The sequence below is a fragment of the Streptomyces sp. NPDC050636 genome, assembly GCF_040654775.1.
In the GTDB taxonomy this organism is placed as follows: domain Bacteria; phylum Actinomycetota; class Actinomycetes; order Streptomycetales; family Streptomycetaceae; genus Streptomyces.
In genome coordinates this window covers 24,283-44,247 of sequence record NZ_JBFAIP010000054.1, presented here as the reverse complement: position 1 = coordinate 44,247, position 19,965 = coordinate 24,283, and the positions used below count along the sequence as shown (strand labels likewise).

Below are 19,965 nucleotides of genomic sequence, written 5' to 3'. Positions count from 1 at the left end.
GCGGGCTCGGGGTGTGGTCGGGGGCGGGGGGGGGGCCGCCCCCACACGACAGTCGGTGTGGGCGGTGGGCGCATCACGGCTTTCTGACGTGGGTCCGGGGCAGCCTCGTGGCCCCGGCGGCGGCGAACAGGCAGAAACCGAGCACCCACCAGAAGGTGTCGGCGAACGCCCAGGAGATGTCCGGGCCGCGGGCGGCCAGCCGGTTGTCCAGGACCACGGCGAGGGCGGCGGTGCCGACCGAACCGCCCACGGTGTTCAGCAGGTTGAGCGCTCCGGCCGCGCGGGGGATGTGTGCGGGCTCGATGCGGCTGTAGACGATGTTCATCACGGGCGCACCGATCATGGCCATCCCGACGCCCCGGACCGCGAGCGCCGCGGTGATCACGAAGTCCGAGGGCTGATGGCCGAGTTGGGTGAACGGGGCAGTGCCCGCGAGGATCAGCACGATGCCGGTGACCACCAGGGTCCGCGGCGCGACCTTGTCGATGGTGCGGTTCACGAGGACCGACCCGGCCGCCGCGCCAAGACCCTGGGGGGCGAGCAGCAGTCCGGCCTCCCACGCCGAAAGGCCGCGGCCGGTCTGGAAGTACAGCGGGAGCAGGAACATCGTGCCGAAGACCGACGCGCCTAGTACGAGCAGTGCGAGGGCGGCGGCCCCGAAGGGCGGGCGGGCGAAAAGGCGGGGATCGACCAGTGGTGTGCGGCGGGTGCGCAGTCCGTGCACGGTGAAGGCGGCCAGCATCGTCAGGCCCGCGGCGATGCCGATCGTGGCCGGCAGGGTGCGGCCGTGGGCGACCTCGGTGAGCCCGTATACCAGCACGGCCAGGCCGGGCGAGAGCAGCGCCGCCCCCCGCACGTCGAACGCCGTCCGCTGCGTCGACGGCGGCACCTCGGGCACGTACCGGCGGGCGAGCAGGACCGCGGCCCCGCCGATCGGCAGGTTGACCAGGAACAGCCACGGCCAGGACGCGACGCCGAGGATGGAGCCGCCGACCAGGGGGCCGAGCACCGGTGAGAGGAGCGGGACGACCGAGACGACGCTGATCACCCGCCCGGTGCGCTCACGTCCGGCGATGCGGGCGAGCAGCGCCTGCCCGGTCGCGGGAAGGAGGCCGCCGCCGAGGCCCTGGATCACCCGGAACACGATCAGGCTGGTCGCCGACCAGGCCAGCGCGCACAGCACCGAGCCGAGCAGGAACACGCCCACGGCGGCGAGCCACGTCCGCCGGCCGCCGAACCGGTCGGCCAGCCAGCCGGACGCGGGCACGGCGGCCACGACGGCCAGCAGGTAGGCGGTGGCGACCCACTGGATCTCGGCGACGGAGGCGCCGAACTCGTCGGTCAGCGTGTCGATGCCGACGCTGACGATCGTGGCGTCCACCGTGGCCATGAAGGTGCCGAGCACCAGGATGAACGCGATCCGCAGGAGCTGTCCGTCGACCCGTTCGGCAGGCGGCGCGGCGTCCTTGCTCTTCGGTGCTCCAGGAGATTCCTTGCTCATCGGCGCTCCAGGAGGTCGAGCACGTCCTTGTCGAGGTGGCTTCCCAGGGTGCGGAGCAGGTCGATCAGCTCCTCGGCGAGCCCGTCCACGTCCACCCCGGCCCGGTGGGCGAGCACGCCGGTCCAGCCGTCGCCGTCCGGCATGACCGTCAGGGTCACCGGGTGGTGGGTGGACTCGCGGAAGCGGGTCCCGACGACCGTGAGGCCGGGGGCGGGTTCACGGAGACGGTCCGGGTCGACCGGGTAGTTCTCGAACACCACAAGGCTGTCGAACAGCCTGCGACGTCCGCTCAGCCGTTCCAGGTCGGGCAGGGCGGCATGCTGGTGTTCGACCAGCGCCCGCTGCCGGGCCTGGAGGTCGGCGAGCGTGTCGGCGAGTGTGCCGCCGAGCCGTGCTCGTACGGGCACGGTGTTGGCGAGGAGCCCGATGATTTCCTCGACGCCCGCCAGCTCCGGAGGGCGGCAGGCGACCATGGCGCCGAAGCAGACGTCCGCGCGGCCGGAGCGCCGCGCGAGGAGCACCGCCCACGCGCCCTGCACCAGCGTGTTCCGGGTCAGGCCGCGCCGCGCGGCGAGGTGGGTGAGGTCGGCCACCAGTGCCGCGTCGAACTCGATGACCACGGGCTCCTGCCATGCCGGGCCGGGTTCGCCGCTGCTCAGGTAGTCGCCCTCGGGCAGGCCGTCCAACTCTGCGGCCCAGGCACCGAGGTCGGGCTCGTGGTCGGTGCGCCAGCGCAGGTAGTCGGCGAACGGCACGGGGGCGGGCAGGTCCGGTACCTCGTTCCGGACCCGCGCGGCGTAGAGGTCGAACAGCTCCGTGAGGATGCGCGGGGCCGACCAGCCGTCGGAGAGCACGTGATGAGTGGTCAGGACCAGGTCGGCGAGCTCGGGGCCGCGGCGGATCACGGTCAGGCGGACGAGCGGGCCCTCGGCGAGGTCGAACGGCTCGGCCAGGTCGGCCGCCAGTACCTGCTCTACGGGCCCGTCGGACACCCGGCAGTCCGGCCGGGGCGACTCGGGGATCACCGCCAGGTCGGCGGGGAACACCGCGCCCAGGTTCGGGTGGCGGGCCAGCAGGTCGGCCCCCGCGGCATGCAGGGCGTCGACGTCGAGCGGACCGGCGAGGGAGAACGTCGACTGCACGGTGTAAGGGTCGGGGCGCTCGGTGCGTGAGTGCCGCAGCATCACCTCCTGCAGTGGGGTGAGCGGCTGCACCTCGGCGACCGGGCGATCACGACCGAGCGCCAGGATCTCCGGTGCGGCGGCGGTACGCAGCAGCGCGGTCCGCAGCTGCTCGGCCAGGTCCTCGATCTCGGCGGCGGTGAACAGCGCGGACGGCCACGTGATCCGGACCCCGAGCTCGTCGTCGCGCACCAGGGCGTTGACCATCAGGCTGTGCGGCAGGGGCAGTTCGTCGGAGCCGCCCGAGCCGAGCGGGTCGGCGTCCGGGGGTGCCTGCCACAGCGTCTCCCGAGCCGGGGCCCCGGGGAATTGGCCGAGGTAGTTCCAGGCGACCTCCGGCTCCACGGGGTCCAGCAGACCCGCCGCGGTGAGGATGCCGTAACCGAGGCCGTCGCCCTGGGCCCGCAGCCGCTCCCTGACCGCCCGCACATCGTCGCCCGCGTCAAGGCGTACGGGGTGGACGGCGGTGAACCAGCCGACGGTCTGGGACAGATCCACCTGCGTCGGGCGGCCGTGGCTCTCCAGCGCGACCAGCAGCTCCGGCGTCCCGCGCCAGGCCCGTACCGCTTGGGCGAGCGCCGTGAGCAGCACGGCGTCCGGCGTGGTGCGGTGGGCGGCGGGCAGGGTCGTGATCAGGGCACGGGTCGAGTCGGCGTCGAGCCGGATCTCGTGGTGTGCCGCGGTGGCCACGGTGTCCCGGGCGGGGTCGAGGGGCCGGGTGAGCGCCGGTGTCGCGGTCATCCGCTGCCAGTGCGGCAGTTCGGCCCGCCGGTCGGCGTCGCGCAGCGAGCGCGCCCAGCCGAGGAACGACTGACCATGCCGGGTCAACGACCCACCGGAGTAAGCGTGTTGGACGTCGTCGAGCAGCACGCGCCAGGAAACACCGTCGACGACCAGGTGATGGGCGATCAGGACGAGCCTGTCCGGATGCTCGGGACCGGCGTTCACCCACACCGCGCGCAGCAGCGGACCGGTGCGCGGGTCCATCGACTCGCGGGCGGCGGCGACTTGGGAGTCGACCAGGGCACGCGGGTCGTCCGTCTTCGTCGCTCGTACGCAGGTCAGCACCTCGGCTCCGGTCACGGCGCCGACCGGCGGGATGCGCAGGACGTCGCCGGCCAGGTGGGCGCGGAGCGCGTCGTGCCGGGCCAGGAGGGCGTCGAGCACGGCCCGCCAGGTCGTCTCGTCGCCGCCCGGCGGGACACAGAGCTCCACCCACTGGCAGAACCCGTCCGCGGCGGTCCCGGCGCGGCGCAGCAGGTCCCGCATGATCGGCGTCAGCGGCGCGTCGCCGACCGCGGGAGCCTCGCCGTCGTCGAGGGCGCGGGCCCGCGCCGCGATCCCGGCGACCGTCTCGCCTTCGAAGACGTCCCGCGCGGTCAGGCCGAGGCCTTGGCGCCGGGCCCGCGACACCACTTGCAGCGACACGATGCTGTCGCCGCCGATGGCGAAGAAGTCGTCGTCGGGACCGATGTCGTCGGTGCCCAGGACGTCCCGGAACACGCCGAGCAGCACCGCTTCGGCCTCGGTGGCGGGCTCGCGCCGCGCGGCGGCCGCGGTCTCGGGCGCGGGCAGCGCGGCGGCGTCGAGCTTGCCGCTGGGGCTCAGCGGCAGCCGGTCGATCGGCACGAGCGCCGTCGGCACCATGTGGTCGGGCAGCTCCTCGGCCAGGTACGCGCGCACCTGTGCGGTGTCCAGGTCGGCGCCGTCGGTCGGGATGACGTAGCCGACGAGCCGGTCATCCCGCAGGATCACCGTGCCGGCGCGCACGTCGGGGTGGCGGGTCAGAGTGGACTCGATCTCGCCCAGCTCGACCCGGAAGCCGCGGACCTTGATCTGGTGGTCGGCGCGGCCGAGGAACACCAGCTGCCCGTCCGGCCGCCACCGCACCAGGTCGCCCGTGCGGTACATCCGCTCCCCCGGCGCGCCGTACGGGTCGGCGACGAACGCCGCTGCGGTCAGGCCGGGGCGGCCGAGGTAGCCGCGCGCCAGGCTGGGCCCGCCGAGGTACAGCTCGCCCGTCACGCCGACGCCGACGGGCTGGAGCCCGCCGTCGAGGACGTAGGCGCGGACGTTCGGGTCGGGCAGGCCGATCGGCAGCGGGCCCTCGTCATCCGGGTCGTAGTGCCAGGTCACGGAGTTGATCGTGACCTCGGTCGGTCCGTAGGCGTTGAAGAGCGCCCGGCGGCCCCGGCCCCAGCGCCGCGCCAGCTCGGGGTCGAGTCGCTCGGCGCCGACGACGAAGAACACGTCGGCGGGGACGGTGCGGTCGTCGGGCATCGCGGCCAGGAACGATGGCAGCAGGTTCACTCCGGTCACCCGGTGCTCGGCGATGTAGTCGAGCAGTTCGTCGCCGGGGACGCGCACCTCCTCGGGTGCGATCACGGAGGTGCCGCCGGACAGCAGCGGCACCATGGTCTGCCAGAACGCGACGTCGAAGCTGGTCGACGCGAAGTGCAGATACCGGTCGTGCTCGGTGACGCCGACGACCTCCTCCTGCAGCGCGATCAGGTCGGGCACGCCGCGGTGGGTGACGCCAACTCCCTTGGGCCGCCCGGTGGTTCCGGAGGTGTAGATGACGTACGCGAGCGCGTCGTCGGTGAGCTTGGCGCGGGCGTCGGCCGGGTCGGTGTCCGGTGCGGACGCGAGCGTGGCCGGGTCGTCGAGGCGCAGTACCGGGATCTCGCGTTCGACGGGCAGTTCCGCGTCGGTCGCCACGACGGCGGCCGGTGCGATGTCGTCGAACATGTACGCAAGCCGCTCCTGCGGATAGCTCGCGTCCATCGGTACGTACACCGCGCCCGCCTTGGCCACGCCGAACAGTGCCACGGTCATCTCGATGTCACGTCCGAGCAGGACCGCGACCGGGTCTTGGGGCCGGACCCCGCGCTCGATCAGCGCATGGGCGAGCCGGTTGGCCTGCCGGTCCAGGTCGGCGTAGCCGAGACTGCGGTCGCGGCAGACCAGGGCCTCGGCGTCGGGCTTGTGGCGCACCCAGGCGGCGAACTCGTCCAGCCAGTGGCCTCGGGCCTTGGCGGGGACGACCTCGGTGCCGGTACGCAGCATCCGCTCCCGCTCGTCGGGATCGAGTGCAGGCAGCCGGATCGCGGGACGTGCCGGGTCGTCGACGATCTCCCGCAGCAGGTTGTGCAGCCAGCGGCCGTAGTCGCGTACGGTCGCCTCGGCGAAGGCGCTCGGCTGATAGCCGAGGCCGATGGTGATCTCGTCGTCGGGAATCACGATCACGGTCAGCGCGTAGTGCGTGGCGTCGGTGATGTCCACCCCCGCCAGGTCGAGTCCGGGGGCGAGTGGAGTGCGCTTCCGGCTGGACAGCGGGAAGTTCTCCATCACCAGCATGGTGTCGAACAGTTCACCGATGCCCACCGCCCGCTGGATCTCGGGCAGGCCGACGTGGTGGTGCTCGGCCAGCGCCACGCTCTCCGCGTGTACGTCCGCCATCAGGTCCCGGGCCGTCTGGTCCTGGGTGTGCCGGACGCGCACCGGAATGGTGGTGCCGAGCTGGCCGATCATCGACTCCACGCCGTCGACCTCGGCGGGCCGCCCGGACACCGGGCAGCCGAACATGACATCGCGGCGCCCGGTGAGCCTGCCGAGGAGCAGGCCCCAGGCCGTCTGGAGCACCGTGGTCAGGGTGACGCCCTGCTCGCGGGCGAACGCGCGCAGCCGGTCGCTGAACTCCTCGCCGAGTCCGACGGTCACTCGGCCGGGCCGCTCGACGCCGTTCCCGGCGCTCGCGGGTGCCAGCCGCGTCGCGTCGTCGATGCCGGCCAGCGCGTCCCGCCAAGCGGTGAGCGACACCTCGCGGTCCCGGCCCGCCAGCCAACGGAAGTACTCCGACAGCGGCGGGGCGGCCGGAACGGCGGGGCCGCCGCCCAACTCGGCGTAGATGGCGAGCAGGGCGCGGCCGACCAGCGGCATGGACCAGCCGTCGAGCAGGGCGTGGTGATTGGTGATCACCAACTTGTGCTCGGCCGGGCCGACACGGGACAGCAGGAAGCGGATCAGCGGTGGCCGGGCAGGGTCGAAGGGGCGCTCCAACTCGGCGCGGGCGGCCTCGGTGAACCGGTCGTCCTGCCGCCAGTGCAGGGTGACGTCGGCGGGAATCACCTGCACCACGTCGTCCCCGGCCGTGCCCAGGTACACGCGCAACGCCGGGTGACGGCGGAGCAGTTCGCGGGCGGCCTCGGCCATCCGGTCCGGCTCCAGCTCACCGACCAGGGTCGTCACGGCCTGGACGACGTAGACGTCGGTGTCGTGGTCGTCGCGGACCAGGGTGTGGAAGGAGAGCCCGACCTGCAGCGGGGTGGCGGGAAGTACGTCGGCGATGCGGCTGACACCGTCGGTGCGTTCGAGGGCGTCGATGGCGGCCTGGTCGAGGTCGACCAGCGGCAGGTCCGACGGGGTGAGCCCGCCGGGGGTGTGGAGCGCGTGCTCGGCCAGCGCGTCCAACGCCGCCGCCCAGGCCGTCTGCAGGGCCGCCACGGCGTCGGTGCCGAGCACCTCGGTCGCGGCCGTCCACTCGACGGCGAGCCGGGGCGCGCCCTCCTCGTGGACGAAGCAGTTGAGGGCGAGGACCTGCTCAAGTGCCTTGGCGCCGGGCTCGATCACCGAGAAGGCGTCGTGCTCGGGCAGGCGCCAGCCGGTGCCGGGCAGCGAGCCGAACCGGCCCAGGTAGTTCAGCAGCACGTCCGGTGGTGAGGTGGCCGCCAACTCGGCGCCGGCCACCGGGTCGAGGGAGCGCAGGACGCCGTAGCCGACGCCGCCGTCGGGAACGCCGCGCCTGGCCTCCTTCGCCGCGCGCAGCACCCGCCCCACGTCGCCGACCGCGGAACCTCCGGGAACACAGACCGGGTACTCGCTGGTGAACCAGCCGACCGTGCGGGCCAGGTCGAGGTGTTCGCGGCCGTGGCCCTCCATCGTGACGGTCACCGCGTCGCCGCTCACGCCGCGGTCCCGCAGGGCGAGCACGAGCGCGGCGAGGAGTACCTCGTCGACGCCGGCGCGGTACGCCAAGGGCAGGGTGGTCAGCAGCGCCTCGGTGACCTCGGGCGAGGCCACGGTGACCGAGCGGTGGGCGGTGGACACGGTGTCCCGGGTCTGGTCGAGGGGCCGGGCGCCGAGCCGGGTCGCGGAGCCGAGCGCGGTGCGCCAGTAGTCGAGTTCGCCGCGGCGCGCGCCGGTTTCGCCCTGCTCGGCGAGGAGCATGGCGTGCCGTCGCCACGACGCCCCGGCCGGTTCGAGGGTGCCGCCCGTGCAGGCCGTGTGCAGGTCGGGCAGCAGGATGCGCCAGGACACGCCGTCCATGGCGAGGTGGTGTACGACGATGACGAGCCGGTCCGACGTGTCGTCGCCGGGACGGAGCAGGACGGCCCGCAGCAAGTCGCCCGAGCTCGGGTCGAGTTGCCCGGCGAGCCGCCGGGCCAGGTCGGTCACGTCCTCGCCGTGGACCTCGTCGACGACGGCTCGGACGGCGCCGCGGGGCAGTACCTCCAGGCCGTCGTCCCCCGCGCGCAGCCGCAGCGCGTCGTGGTGGTCGAGCACGGTCTGCACGCCCGTGACCAGGTCGGCGCGGGTGAGTTCGTCGACGCGCAGGGCGGTCCACTGCGCGTATGCGGCGACGACGTCCACGTCCGGGTGCGGGTCGAGCAGGCCGCGCACGATCGGCGGTGCGGGCACCGGCCCGGTCGGCTCGTCCACCGGCCCGGCCACGTCCTCGACCAGTCCGGCGGAGGCGGCCAGGGCGGCGAAGCTGCGGCGGGCAAGGAGATCCCGCGGCCGTAGTTCGAGGCCCTTCGCCCGCAGTCGGCTGCTGATGGTGATCGCGGTGATGCTGTCCCCACCGAGAGCGAAGAAGTCGTCGTCCACACCGACCCGTTCGACTTCGAACACGTCGGCGAGGACCGCGCACAGCAGCCGCTCCCGCTCGGTGCTCGGCGCCCGGCCGCCGCCGGACGACGCGGGCGCGGGCAGGGCGGCGCGGTCGAGCTTGCCGTTGGGCGTGACCGGCAGCTCGTCGAGCACCACCACCGCCGCGGGCACCATGTGATCGGGCAGCCGCTCGGCCAGGTGGGCACGCACCGCGTCCCCGGTGACCGAGGTGGACACGACGTAACCGACAAGGCGGGACGACCGCACCGTGGCGGCCGCCGCGGTGACACCGGGCACCGCGCCGAGCGCGGCCTCGACCTCGCCGGTCTCCACCCGGTGGCCGCGGATCTTGACCTGCCCGTCGCCGCGGCCCAAGTACTCCAGACCGCTTCCGGGCACCCACCGGGCCAGGTCGCCGGTGCGGTACATCCGCTCTCCCGGCGCGCCGTACGGGTCGGCGACGAAGCGCTCGGCACTCGCCCCGGGCCTGCCGAGGTAGCCGCGGGCCAGGTGCGGCCCGGCCAGGTACAGCTCGCCCGTCCTGCCGTGCGGCACCGGCTGCAGCGCGCTGTCGAGGACGTAGATGCGGGTGCCCGCCAGCGGGTGGCCGATCGTCGGCCGGTCGCCGTCTATCCGCGCGGTGGTGGCGTCCACGGTCGCCTCGGTCGGCCCGTACATGTTGCGCGCGGTGATGCCCGACTCGGCGATCCGCCGCCACAGCGCGGGCGGGGTGGCCTCGCCGCCGAGGACGAGGAGCGTCGGCCGTCGGTCGAGAAGGCCGCCGTCGATCAGCGGCGATGCCATCGAGGGCGTGGTGTCCACGACGTCGATGCCGTCACGGGCGTACGCGGCGAGCAGAGCGTCGGCGTCGTGGGTGGTCTCGGCGTCGTAGACGTGCAGTTCGTGCCCGCACAGCAGCCACACCAGGTGGTCGAAGGCGGAGTCGAAGGCGAACGAATAGGTGTGGGAGACGCGCAGCCGCCCGGCGGCGGTGCGCTCGGCCTCCGCGACGACCGTCGACCGCTGGTGGTGAAGGAGCGATGCGAGGCCGCCGACCCGGCCGAGCACGCCCTTGGGGCGGCCGGTCGAGCCGGAGGTGTGGATCACGTAGGCGAGGTGCTCGGGGTGGCGGGGCGCGGCCAGTTCGTCGGCCTCCAGCGGTGCGCCGGACAGTCCGGCGGCCTCGCGGAGCAGGGTGGTCCACGGCAGCCCGTCGACCGCGTCATCGGCGGTCAGTACGAGCACGGGACGGGTGTCGTCGATCAGGCCGCGCAGCCGCTCGGGCGGGTACGCGGTGTCCAGGGGCAGGAACGCGGCGCCCGCGTCGAGGACCGCGAGGAGGGCAGCCACGGAGTCGGCCGAGCGCGGCAGCGCAAGCGCCACGACGTCGTCGGGCCCGATTCCTCTGGCCCGCAGCGCACGGGCAATTCGGTGCACCCGGTCGGCCAGGTCGGCCGCGGACAGCCGGTCGTCACCGCACACCAGGGCCGTGTGCCCGGGATCGGCGGCGACCATCGTGTCGAACGCGGTCGGCACGTCGGCCGGCGTGCCGGGCAGGGCGGGTGGGCACCAGTCCGCAAGGAGCCGGTCCACGTCGTCGGCCAGGGCGATCCGCCCGACGGGCAGGCCGTCGATCAGCCCGGCGAGAAGGGCCCGCAGCCCGGACAGCAGACTGTCCACCGAGGCCTGGTCGTTGGTGCGGGCGTCGACCTCGAAGCCGAACAGCAGCCCGCCGTCACGGGCCGGCAGCACGCTCAGGCCCATGTCCTCCGGCGGACCGCCCGCGACGTTGCGCATCACGCCGGTCGCCCCGGCGAAGTCGATCGCCAGGTCGAACGCCTTGAGGTTGATCCCGCGTCCATGCAGCAGCGCGCCCGCGCCGGGCACGCCGAGGTCCCGCGGCAGGTCCTCGCCCCGGTAGCGCTGGTGGTCGCGCATCTCCTTCATCGCGGCGGCGACACGACGGCTCAGCTCTCCCAGCCCGTCCCCGGCGCGCACGGTCACCCGCAGCGGCAGCACGTTGACCGCCATGGCGGGGGTGCGCAGCTCGGTCGAGCCGGTCCGGCACATCAGCGGCAGCGCGAACACCACGTCGGTGCTGCCCAGCATGCGGTGCAGGAAGGCGGCGTAACCGGCGATCAGTGCCTCGCCCCAGGTGACGCCCTCCGCGTCGGCGAACGCGCGCAGCCGGGCCGTCTCTTCGGCCGAGACGGCGGCGCGGGCGGACAGGGTGGCGTCGGGCGAACCGGCGGCGGTGTCGGCATCTCCGAGGTAGCCGATTTCGGGCAGCGGGGTGAACCGCTCGACCCAGTACGCGCGGTCCTCGGTGAACCGGTCGCTGTCCCGGTAGGCCCGGTCGGCGGCGACGAGGTCGGCGAAGGCGCCGAAGGTCGACTTCCGCGGCTCGGTCCCCTGCACCAGCGCGGTGTAGCGGGCGGCGGTGCGGCGGGCGAGCATCGCGGCGGTGTAGCCGTCGAAGACCAGGTGGTGGCCGAGCTGGGTGTACCAGACCTCGCGGTCGGAAAGGCGGATGACGGTGCGTGCGTACAGCGGACGGTCCACCATCCCCCGGCACGCCTCGCCCGTCCGTGCCCGCTCGGCGTCGACGAGCGCGTGGGCCGCGGCCACGGGGTCGGCCGCGCCGCTGACGTCGACCACCTCGGGCGGCTCGACCGGCTCGTCGCTGACCGTCTGGCGCGGCCCGTCCGGGGTGTCGTGCACCCGCAGCCGCAGGGTCTCGGCCTCCTCGGTGGTCGCCCTGACCGCCTCGACCAGAGCGTCCACGTCGACCGGCTCGCCGCCGGATATCTCCACCACGTCGCCGACCACGTAGTACGGCGAGTCCGGCTCCAGACGCTGCGCGTTCCAGATGCCCAACTGGGCGCTGGTCAGGGCGAGCAGGCCGTCCGAGGACACGCTTGCGGTGCTCAACTCATTCTCCTTGCAGGGTGGGGACGACCATCGGCGTGTCCGTCACCGGGTCGGGGATGATGACGCTCGGCAGGTCGAATACGTCCTTGATCAGCCCGGCGTCCACGATGTCCGTGGGGTCGCCCTCGGCTACCACCCGGCCGTCCTTCATGGCGACCAGGTGGTCGGCGAACCGGCACGCCTGGTTGATGTCGTGCAGGACGGCGATGACGGTGCGGCCCTCGTCGCGCAGCTTGGCCAGCAGGCCGAGCAGTTGGTACTGGTGGGTGATGTCCAGGAAGGACGTCGGTTCGTCGAGCAGCAGGTAGGGCGTGTCCTGCGCGAGCACCATGGCCATCCACACCCGCTGCCGTTGTCCGCCGGACAGCTCCTGCACCGGTCGGTCCGCCAGCTCGGTGACACCCGCGGCGGCCATCGCGTCGATGACGGCCTTCTCGTCCTCCTTCGACCACAGGGCAAGGAGCGACTGGTACGGGAACCGTCCCCGGCCCACCAGCTGCCGCACCTTGATGTCGTCGGGGGCCTGCGGGTCCTGCGGCAGGAAGCCGAGCTGCTTGGCCAGGGCCTTGGCCGGGTAGCCGCCGACCTCACGGCCGTCGAGCTCCACGTGCCCGCTTTCGGGGCGCAGCAGCCGGACGAACGCCCGCAACAGGGTCGACTTTCCACAGCCGTTGGGCCCCACGATGGCGGTGAACGCGCCGTCGGGGACGTCGAGGCTCAGCCGTGTGGACACCACACGGTCTCCGTAGCGCAGGGTGATGTCCCGCGCGGTCAGGCGTGCGGTCACGCGCGCCTCACCTCCTTGGTCAGCAGCCAAATCAGGTAGCAACCGCCGATCGCGGTGCTCACCACGCCGACGGGCAGCGCGACGGGCGCCAGCAGCATCTGGGCGAGCAGGTCGGCGCCTTGGAGCAGCACCGCCCCGGTCAGTGCGGCAGGGAGCAGCGGCACCCCGGCCGCGCCCGCGAGCCGGCGGCCGATCTGCGGGGCGGCGAGCGCGATGAACGCGATCGGTCCGGCCACCGCGGTCACCGTGGCCGTACAGCCGACACCGACCAGGACCATCAGCAGCCGCAGCCGGTCGAGTCCGACGCCGGTGGTCACCGCGATGGCGTCGCCGAGCGAGGCCTGGTGCATGGCGTGCGCCCGCGTGGCCATGACGACGAGCAGCACGGCGATCACCGAGAACGGGATCCCCAGGTCGTCCCAGCCCACGCCGTTGAGTGAGCCCGCGCTCCAGCCGACCGCGGCGATCGCCACCTCTAGGTCGGCGCGCAGCACGATCCACGAGTTGATCGCGGTCACCATGGCGTTGATCGCGATGCCGATCACCACGAGGCGCAGCCCGGAGAAGCCCCGGTCGAACGAGAGCAGGTAGATGGCGGCCGCGACGACCAGCCCGCCGAGCACCGAGCCGACGGCCAGTTGCGCGGACGTGCCCGACAGCACGGTGATGGCGACCAGGGCGCCGGTGTAGGCGCCCGCGTCGAGGCCGATCACGTCCGGGCTGCCCATCGGGTTGCGGGTGAGGTTCTGGAAGATCGCCCCGGCCACGCCGAGCGCGGCGCCGAAGACCAGCCCGGCCAGTACCCGCGGCAGCCGCCAGTCCGAGATCACCACGGAGTGATCCGCCCCGGTCAGCGCGGCGAACACCTTCTGGGGGGTGGACCAGGACGCGCCGTAGCACAGACCGATCAGGCCCAGGGCGAGCATCAGGGCGACCAGCACGGCGACGAGCACCACCGTGCGGCGTTCGGCCCGAAGTCCGAGTACGTTCACAGCGACCCCGCCCCATAGCGGCGGACGGCCCAGATCAGCATCGGGCCGCCGAGGAACGCGGTCACGATGGCCACCGGCACCTCGCCGGTGGGCAGCAGCACCCGCGACCCGATGTCGGCGATCAGCAGCAGGATCGGCCCGAGGACCATCGTGTAGAGAATCAGCCACGGTACCGAGCCCCCGGCCGGCTTGCGTACCAGATGCGGCACGATCAGTCCGACGAACAGGATCGGCCCGGCCACCGCCGTCGCCGCCCCGCAAAGCACGGTGATCAGGACCAGCGCGGCGCCCCGCACCCGGCCGACTCCCGCACCCAGGGTATGTGCCACGTTCTCGCCCAGCGCCAGGGCGTTGAGCGCCCGGCTCAGCAGCAGCGCGCCGACCAGGCACACCACGATCGCGGTCAACGGCAGGGCCAGCGGCGCCTGTTCGCGGGCCGCGAGCGACCCGACCGACCAGAACCGGTACACGTCGAACGTGTCCGGGAACATCAGCCGCATGCCCAGCGTGACGCCGTTCAGCACCGCGGTCAGGGCCACGCCGGTGAGCACCAGGCGCAGCGGCGAGCGGCGTCCGACCGCTGCGACGAGCAGCGCCGCGAGCACCGAGCCGATGATCGCCCACCCCAGCTGGCCGGCCTGCCCGACGGCCAGGCCGAGCCCCGAGCCGAGGGCGATGGCGAACCCGGCGCCCGCGGTGACCCCGAGGATGCCGGGCTCGGCCAGCGGGTTGCGGGCCAGCGTCTGGATCAGCGCGCCGGCCACCGCGAGGGCGGCGCCCACCGCGAGGGCGAGGAGCGCGCGGGGCATCCGGACGTCCCGCACGATCACGTGGTCGTCGGTGCCCTGGTGGTCCAGCAGCGCGCGCACGACCTCTGCGGGCGAGATCGGGCGGGCGCCGACGCCGATGCTGAGCACGGCGATTGCCGCCAGCAGCACGAGGCCGCCGATGAGCAGGCCGATCTGTGGCGCGGCCCGCCTGCTTCCCGCCGCCTCGGATGTGCGGTCTGCGACGGTCACCGGTTCAGCAGCGGCGCGAACGACTTGTCGATCGCGTCCAGGGTCTGCATGGCCTGCCCGTAGGTCGCGGCCTCGGTGTAGCGGATCGGGAACGTCTTGCCCGCCTTGACGGCGGGCAGGTTCTTCCACAGCTTCGACGCCATGACGTACTTCACCGACTCGGGGACACTGCCGTCGGCGTTGACCGAGTAGGTGATGGCGTCGGCCTTGCCGAGCGAGGCCGGGAGCTCCTCGATGGACGGGTACTCGCTGACCGAACGCGAGCCGGGGCCCTTCTTCTTGACCTTGCCGTAGTACTTCGCGCCGACGTCCTCGGCGACGTTGGTGCCCCACGAACCGCCGAACTCGCGCTGGAAGGTGCCCTTGGCGGTCTCGCCGAACGCGCCCACGTGACCCATCTTCAGCTGGGGCAGCACGTCCTTGTACTTCTTGGCCAGGTCGTCGGCCTTGGCCTCGTACTTCTTCTGCACGGCGTCGAACTGCTTGAGTGCGCCCGCGGCGTCGGCCTGCCGGCGGGACTGCTCACGCCACGCGGACGGCACGGTCGGGCCGATCGCCACGACCGGGGCGATGCTCTCCAGCCGCTTGACGTCGATGTCACCGAGCACGGGGGCCGGCACACCGATGACGATCAGATCGGGCTCGGCCTCGGCGACGGCCTCGTAGTTGGTCTCGGCCGCCTGCTCGCCCGCCACCTGGGGGAGCTTCTTGTATGTGGCGAGGTCCTTCTTGCTCATCATCGGCTCGCCGCGCTTCCACGACGAGACCCCGACCAGCGGCGCATGGGCCTCGATCATGACGGGCACGGCATAGCCGGTGGCCACCACACGCTTCGGGTCGGCCGGGATCTTGATCTTGCCGTTGTCCGCGGCGAACACCCGGGTCCTGCCCTTCCCGGTGTCGTCCGACCCGCCGTCCGACGACGACCCGCACCCGGTCAGGACCAGGGCCAGCGCGACGGCGCCGACCAGGCCCGAGGATCTGCGTATGGACATGTGATGCTCCTTGGTGTTCTTCAGGTACGGGCCGCGCCGCTCGGCGGGCCTTGTCGGCGGGACGACCGGGCAGGGGCGTTGGCGCCTGACCTGTCCGGCCGGTTGGTCAGTGGTCGTCGTCGAAGTCGGCGACGCCGCGCTTCCAGTAGCCGGTGATGTCGTGGTCGGCCTTCTCCAGCCGGAGTTCGTCGCGGACCCAGCGGCGCAGCGGCTTGATCTGCCCCGCCTCGCCCGCGGCCCACACGTGCACCCGCTCGCCCTCGGGCACGGTCACCGCGGTCACGGCCGACGCCAGGGCGTCGCCGGTGCCCGCCGGGCGGTCGCCGCGGTGCAGCCAGCGCACCGCGACGCCCTCGGGTGCGGACAGCCCGATCTCCTCCGCGGCGTCGGCGACCTCGACGAACGCCCAGCCCTTCGCGCTCCTGGGCAGTTCCTCCAGCCAGCGCGCGATCGCCGGCAGCGCCGTGATGTCGCCCGCGAACAGGTAGCGGTCGTAGGTGTGCGGGACGATCAGCCCGCCGGGCGGCCCCGCGATGTGCACGACGGTGCCCGGCTCGACCGCACTTGCCCAGTCCGACGCGAGGCCGCCGTCGTGCAGGGCGAAGTCGACGTCGATCTCGGCCGCGACCGGGTCGTAGCGGCGCACGGTGTACTCCCGCGAGGTGGGCGACGGCCGCGGCCAGCGCAGCATCGTCCCGTTCTGCTCGGGCAGCCGCAGTGAGCCGTCCGGCTCCGGGAAGATCAGTTTCACGTGCTCGTCCGGCGAATGGGCCTCGAACCCCTCGGCGCCGGCTCCGCCCAGGGTCACCCGCAGCAGGCTGGCGCCGACCATGGCGGTGCGCACGACCTCGGTCTCCCGGAGGCGGATCGGGTAGCCCACCTTCTCGGCGTGGCGGCCCGCCCGGACCTCCGCGATCCGCTCCAGGTGCCGGTGGCGGTGGTCCTCCCGGGTCATGCGATGCCCCCCGTCAGGAGCGCCGTCCAGTGCCCCAGTTCGGGCCGCTCGGCCAGGTCGGGGAACTCCACTGCGGCCGCCCCCGCGGCGCGCCAGCGCTCGATCAGCATCATGATCCGCACCGAGTCCAGGCCGTGGTCCATCAGGTTGTCCTCGGGCGCGAGCGCGGCGGGATCGCAGTCGAGCAGCTCCGCGACGTCGGCACGGACCTGCTCGGGCGACAGCGGCTGGTTCATCGGGTGGCTCCTGCGGGGATCGATGCCGACAGCGCGGTCAGCGCGTCGGCGGTGGTGGTCACGACGCCGCAGCGCTGGGCGACGTACTCGCATGCCTGGTCGTGGCGTTGGCGGGAGAAGTCGGCGACGGCGTCGGCCACCAGGAACGGCTGGACGTCGCGCATGAAAGCCTCGACGGCGGTGGCCTGGAGGCCGATGTGCGCGTAGACGCCGGTGATCAGCAGTTGGTCGCGGCCGAGGGCGGCCAACTGCTCGGCGAACGTGCTGCGTTGGAACGCGCTGTAGCGCCACTTGACCAGCACGGTGTCGGCCTCGGCCGGGGCGAGCGCGTCGACGATGTCCGCGGCCCTCGGGTCGGAGTCGATCACCGCGCCGATGCCGTCACCCCAGAACTCGGTGAGCAGCCCGCGGTCGGCGGGGTCCTGCCTGCCGGGCTGCGCGGTGTAGAACACTGGAATGCCCCGCTCACGGGCGGTCTCGGCAAGGCGCGCGATGTTCGCGGTCACTTCCGGCACCGGCGCCCCGGCGTACGGTGCCAGGAAGTACCGCTGCATGTCGTGGACCAGCAGGGCCGCACGGGACGGATCGGGCCGCCAGCCCACCCGCCCCGCGGGCAGCTCGGCGGCCGTGGGCAGCGGATAGGGGCGGATCTCGGGCAGGGACACACTCATCACTCCTTCCGAGCGAGCGCGGCAAGGGCCGCCCTCAGCTCGCGCTTGCTGGTCTTGCCGACACCGGTCACCGGGAACTGCTCGACGACCTCGACCAGGTCCGGCACCTTGAACGCGGCCACCCCGCGCTCGCGCACGAACCTGCGCAGCTCCGGCCCGGTGGGCGATGCGCCGGCGGCGGGCACGACATAGGCGCAGGTCCGCTCACCCAGATACGGGTCCGGCACCGCGACGACGGCGGCGTCGAGCACGCCCTGATGGGCCATCAGGTGGTTCTCGACCTCCTCGGCCGCGACCTTCTCCCCGCCCCGGTTGATCTGCTCCTTGGCCCGGCCGACGACTTCCAGCTGTCCACCGGGCGTGCGGCGCACCAGGTCGCCGGTGCGGTAGAAGCCGTCCGGGGTGAACGCGGTGGCGTTGTGCTCCTCGGCCCGGTAGTAGCCGCGGATCGTGTAGGGACCGCGGGTCAGCAGGGCGCCCGTCTCCCCCGGCGCCACCTCGGCGTCGGTGTCCGGGTCGACGACGCGGATCTCGTCGTCGGGTGAGATGGGGCGGCCCTGCGTGCCGAGCACGGTCTCCTCGGGGTCGTCCAGGCGGGTGTAGCAGACCAGGCCCTCGGCCATCCCGAACACCTGCTGCAGTCGGCAGCCCAGCGCGGGGCCGATCCGTTCGGCCATCTCGCGCCCGCACTTGGCCCCGCCCACCAGCAGGACCTCCAGAGAGGAGAGATCACGGTCGGTACGGGCCGCGGCCTGCACCCATGCGGCGGCCAGCGGCGGCACCACCCCGGTGATCGTGACCCGTTCGGCTTCGATCAGCCGGAACGCGGTGTCCGCGTCCGACCGCGGGGCCATCACCGTGGCCGCGCCCGCGTGCAGCGCGCCGAGCACGCCCGGCGAGCTGAGCGGGTAGTTGTGCGACACGGGCAGCGTGGCCAGGTAGACACTGTCCGGGCGCAGCGCGCAGATCCGGGCGCTCTCCCGGACACTGTAGAGGTAGTCGTCGTGGGTGCGCGGGATCAGCTTCGGCAACCCGGTGCTCCCGCCGGAGAGTTGAAGGAACGCCACGCCCTCCGAGTCGGGGTCGGGCAGCTCGCGCGGTGCCGTCGCGGCAAGTCCGTCGAACTCCGCCGACCCGACCACCAACACCTGTCGTACGGAGTCCACTTCGGACGCGACGGCACGGGCGGTCGCGGCGTGGTCGTGCCGCTCGTGCTCGCCGACGGTGATGATCGCGGCGGCCTCACTGTGCGCGGCGAAGTGCCGCAGCTCGCTGTGCCGGTGCGCGGGCAGCGCGAACACCGGCAGCACGCCCGCACGCCACATCCCGAACACCACCGGCAGGAACTCCGGAATGTTGGGCAGTTGCAGCACGACCCGGTCGCCGGGCGCGAGCCCGGACTCGACCAGGCCCGCCGCGATCCGGTGGGCCCGCTCGTCGAGCTCGGCGAAGCTCCACCGGCTGTCCCCTCCGACGACGGCGGTCCGGTCGGCGTACGCGGCGGCCAGCGACGTCAGGAGAGCCCCGAAGGTCTGCCCGCGCCAGTGGCCCGCGGCACGGTAGCGTGCGGCGACCTCCGGCGGCCAGGGCACGTGATCCACGCTCACGCCACGTCCTCCAGGCCGACGGCACGCAGCAGCGTACGGAACTTCGCGCCGGTCTCGGCCAGTTCGGCCGCAGGGTCCGAACCCGCGACGACCCCGGCCCCGGCGAACAGGCGCACCGTCCGGTCGCACACCTCGGCGCTGCGGATCGTCACCGCCCACTCGCCGTCGCCGTCGAGACCGGTCCAGCCGACCATCCCTGCGTAGTAGCCGCGGTCCTCCGGTTCCAGCTCCGCGATGGCCGCGAGCGCCCCGGCCCCGGGCACGCCGCACACCGCGGGGGTCGGGTGCAGCGCCTCGGCCAGTCCGAGCGCCGAGCACGCGGGGTCGGCCGGGTCCGCGAGGCGTCCGGTGATCCGGGTGGACAGGTGCCACATCGTCGGCGTGCCGATCACCTCGGGCTGTGCGGGCACCTCCAGGTCGACGCAGAACCGGCCCAGTACGTCGGCCACTTGGGCGGCGGTGTGGGCGTGTTCGCCGAGGTCCTTGGCCGAGGCGCGCAGCCGCGCGATCCGCTCGCGGTCGATCGCCTCGTCGCCCGACCGGGGGGCCGATCCGGCCAAGGGGTTGGCCACCACGGTCGCGCCGCGCCGGGACACGAGGAGCTCGGGACTGGCCCCGACCAGTGTGCGCGGGGCGGGGTCGCCGGGCGCGGTGACGTCGGCGGCGAAGGCGTAGGCCGCCGGGTCCGCCCGTACAAGGCGGGCCAGCAGCGCGGGCGCCCACACCGGGGCGTCCGCGGTCAGCTCCAGGCAGCGGGCCAGCACGACCTTGTGCAGGTCGCCGCCGCCGATCAACTCCAGTGCGCGGCGGACGCCGTCGGCGTAGCGCGCGGGCTCGGGGCGCGGTGTGACCGTCCACGACGTCCCGGACTCCGCGTCGGGGGCGCGCACTCCCGCGGGGGCGTCGGCGCGCCGCACCACAGAGGGCACCACCAGGGCGGTCTCCGCTGCCGGGCGGAACCCGACCGCCCCGGCGACGACGGGCTCGGGCACCCCCGCCGCGGCGGCCGCGTCGAGCGCCTCGGCCGCGGCCAGGGCCTGCGCCCCGCCTCCGGCCCGGACCCGGGCGTGCACGCCGTCGGCGAGCAGCGTCCCCCGGGACGAGGAGAAGTAGAACGAGCCGGGCAGGTAGGCGGCCAGCAGGTCGGCCGCCCGGTGCACGGGTCTCGGGCGCTCCAGCACGGGTATGGACACGTCAGTGA

Annotated in this window: 11 protein-coding genes; all 11 read right to left on the bottom strand. The window is 73.5% G+C overall.

What is annotated here, in order from left to right:
- Positions 1-73: 73 nt before the first annotated feature.
- Positions 74-1,501, bottom strand: a complete 1,428-nt coding sequence (locus AB0I10_RS28650; RefSeq protein ID WP_363155542.1) for an MDR family MFS transporter — start codon at positions 1,499-1,501, stop codon at positions 74-76.
- Entirely contained in the window at positions 1,498-11,502 is a 10,005-nt protein-coding gene (locus AB0I10_RS28645; protein ID WP_363155541.1) for an amino acid adenylation domain-containing protein, read from the bottom strand. The genes AB0I10_RS28650 and AB0I10_RS28645 overlap by 4 nt, the downstream gene beginning before the upstream one ends.
- 1 nt (position 11,503) lies before the next feature.
- Positions 11,504-12,289, bottom strand: coding sequence for an ABC transporter ATP-binding protein (locus AB0I10_RS28640; protein ID WP_363155540.1), 786 nt, complete (start codon positions 12,287-12,289; stop codon positions 11,504-11,506).
- Positions 12,286-13,281 carry an iron chelate uptake ABC transporter family permease subunit gene (locus AB0I10_RS28635; RefSeq protein ID WP_363155539.1) on the bottom strand — a complete coding sequence of 332 codons (996 nt, stop codon included), beginning with the start codon at positions 13,279-13,281 and terminating at the stop codon, positions 12,286-12,288. The genes AB0I10_RS28640 and AB0I10_RS28635 overlap by 4 nt, the downstream gene beginning before the upstream one ends.
- Positions 13,278-14,300: an iron chelate uptake ABC transporter family permease subunit gene (locus AB0I10_RS28630; RefSeq protein WP_363155538.1), complete on the bottom strand. Its 1,023-nt coding sequence runs from the start codon at positions 14,298-14,300 to the stop codon at positions 13,278-13,280. Before AB0I10_RS28630 ends, AB0I10_RS28635 begins: the two co-directional genes overlap by 4 nt.
- Positions 14,297-15,295: an ABC transporter substrate-binding protein gene (locus AB0I10_RS28625; RefSeq protein WP_363155537.1), complete on the bottom strand. Its 999-nt coding sequence runs from the start codon at positions 15,293-15,295 to the stop codon at positions 14,297-14,299. Before AB0I10_RS28625 ends, AB0I10_RS28630 begins: the two co-directional genes overlap by 4 nt.
- A 106-nt stretch (positions 15,296-15,401) precedes the next feature.
- Complete coding sequence (locus tag AB0I10_RS28620) at positions 15,402-16,250, bottom strand: siderophore-interacting protein (protein ID WP_363155536.1); 849 nt, start codon at positions 16,248-16,250, stop codon at positions 15,402-15,404.
- A complete protein-coding gene (locus tag AB0I10_RS28615; protein ID WP_363155535.1) occupies positions 16,247-16,486 on the bottom strand; it encodes a phosphopantetheine-binding protein in 240 nt (79 codons plus the stop codon). Before AB0I10_RS28615 ends, AB0I10_RS28620 begins: the two co-directional genes overlap by 4 nt.
- Positions 16,483-17,151 carry an isochorismatase family protein gene (locus AB0I10_RS28610; protein WP_363155543.1) on the bottom strand — a complete coding sequence of 223 codons (669 nt, stop codon included), beginning with the start codon at positions 17,149-17,151 and terminating at the stop codon, positions 16,483-16,485. Before AB0I10_RS28610 ends, AB0I10_RS28615 begins: the two co-directional genes overlap by 4 nt.
- Before the next feature lie 5 nt (positions 17,152-17,156).
- Positions 17,157-18,764 (bottom strand): AMP-binding protein, encoded by a 1,608-nt coding sequence (locus tag AB0I10_RS28605; protein WP_363155533.1) that lies wholly within the window; start codon positions 18,762-18,764, stop codon positions 17,157-17,159.
- Positions 18,761-19,957: an isochorismate synthase gene (locus AB0I10_RS28600; RefSeq protein WP_363155531.1), complete on the bottom strand. Its 1,197-nt coding sequence runs from the start codon at positions 19,955-19,957 to the stop codon at positions 18,761-18,763. Before AB0I10_RS28600 ends, AB0I10_RS28605 begins: the two co-directional genes overlap by 4 nt.
- Between the last annotated feature and the right edge of the window lie 8 nt (positions 19,958-19,965).

Coding starts and splice junctions, on each gene's coding strand:
- AB0I10_RS28650 (WP_363155542.1), bottom strand. CDS start 1,501: ATGAGCAAGGAATCTCCTGGAGCACCGAAGAGCAAGGACGCCGCGCCG.
- AB0I10_RS28625 (WP_363155537.1), bottom strand. CDS start 15,295: ATGTCCATACGCAGATCCTCGGGCCTGGTCGGCGCCGTCGCGCTGGCC.
- AB0I10_RS28620 (WP_363155536.1), bottom strand. CDS start 16,250: ATGACCCGGGAGGACCACCGCCACCGGCACCTGGAGCGGATCGCGGAG.
- AB0I10_RS28615 (WP_363155535.1), bottom strand. CDS start 16,486: ATGAACCAGCCGCTGTCGCCCGAGCAGGTCCGTGCCGACGTCGCGGAG.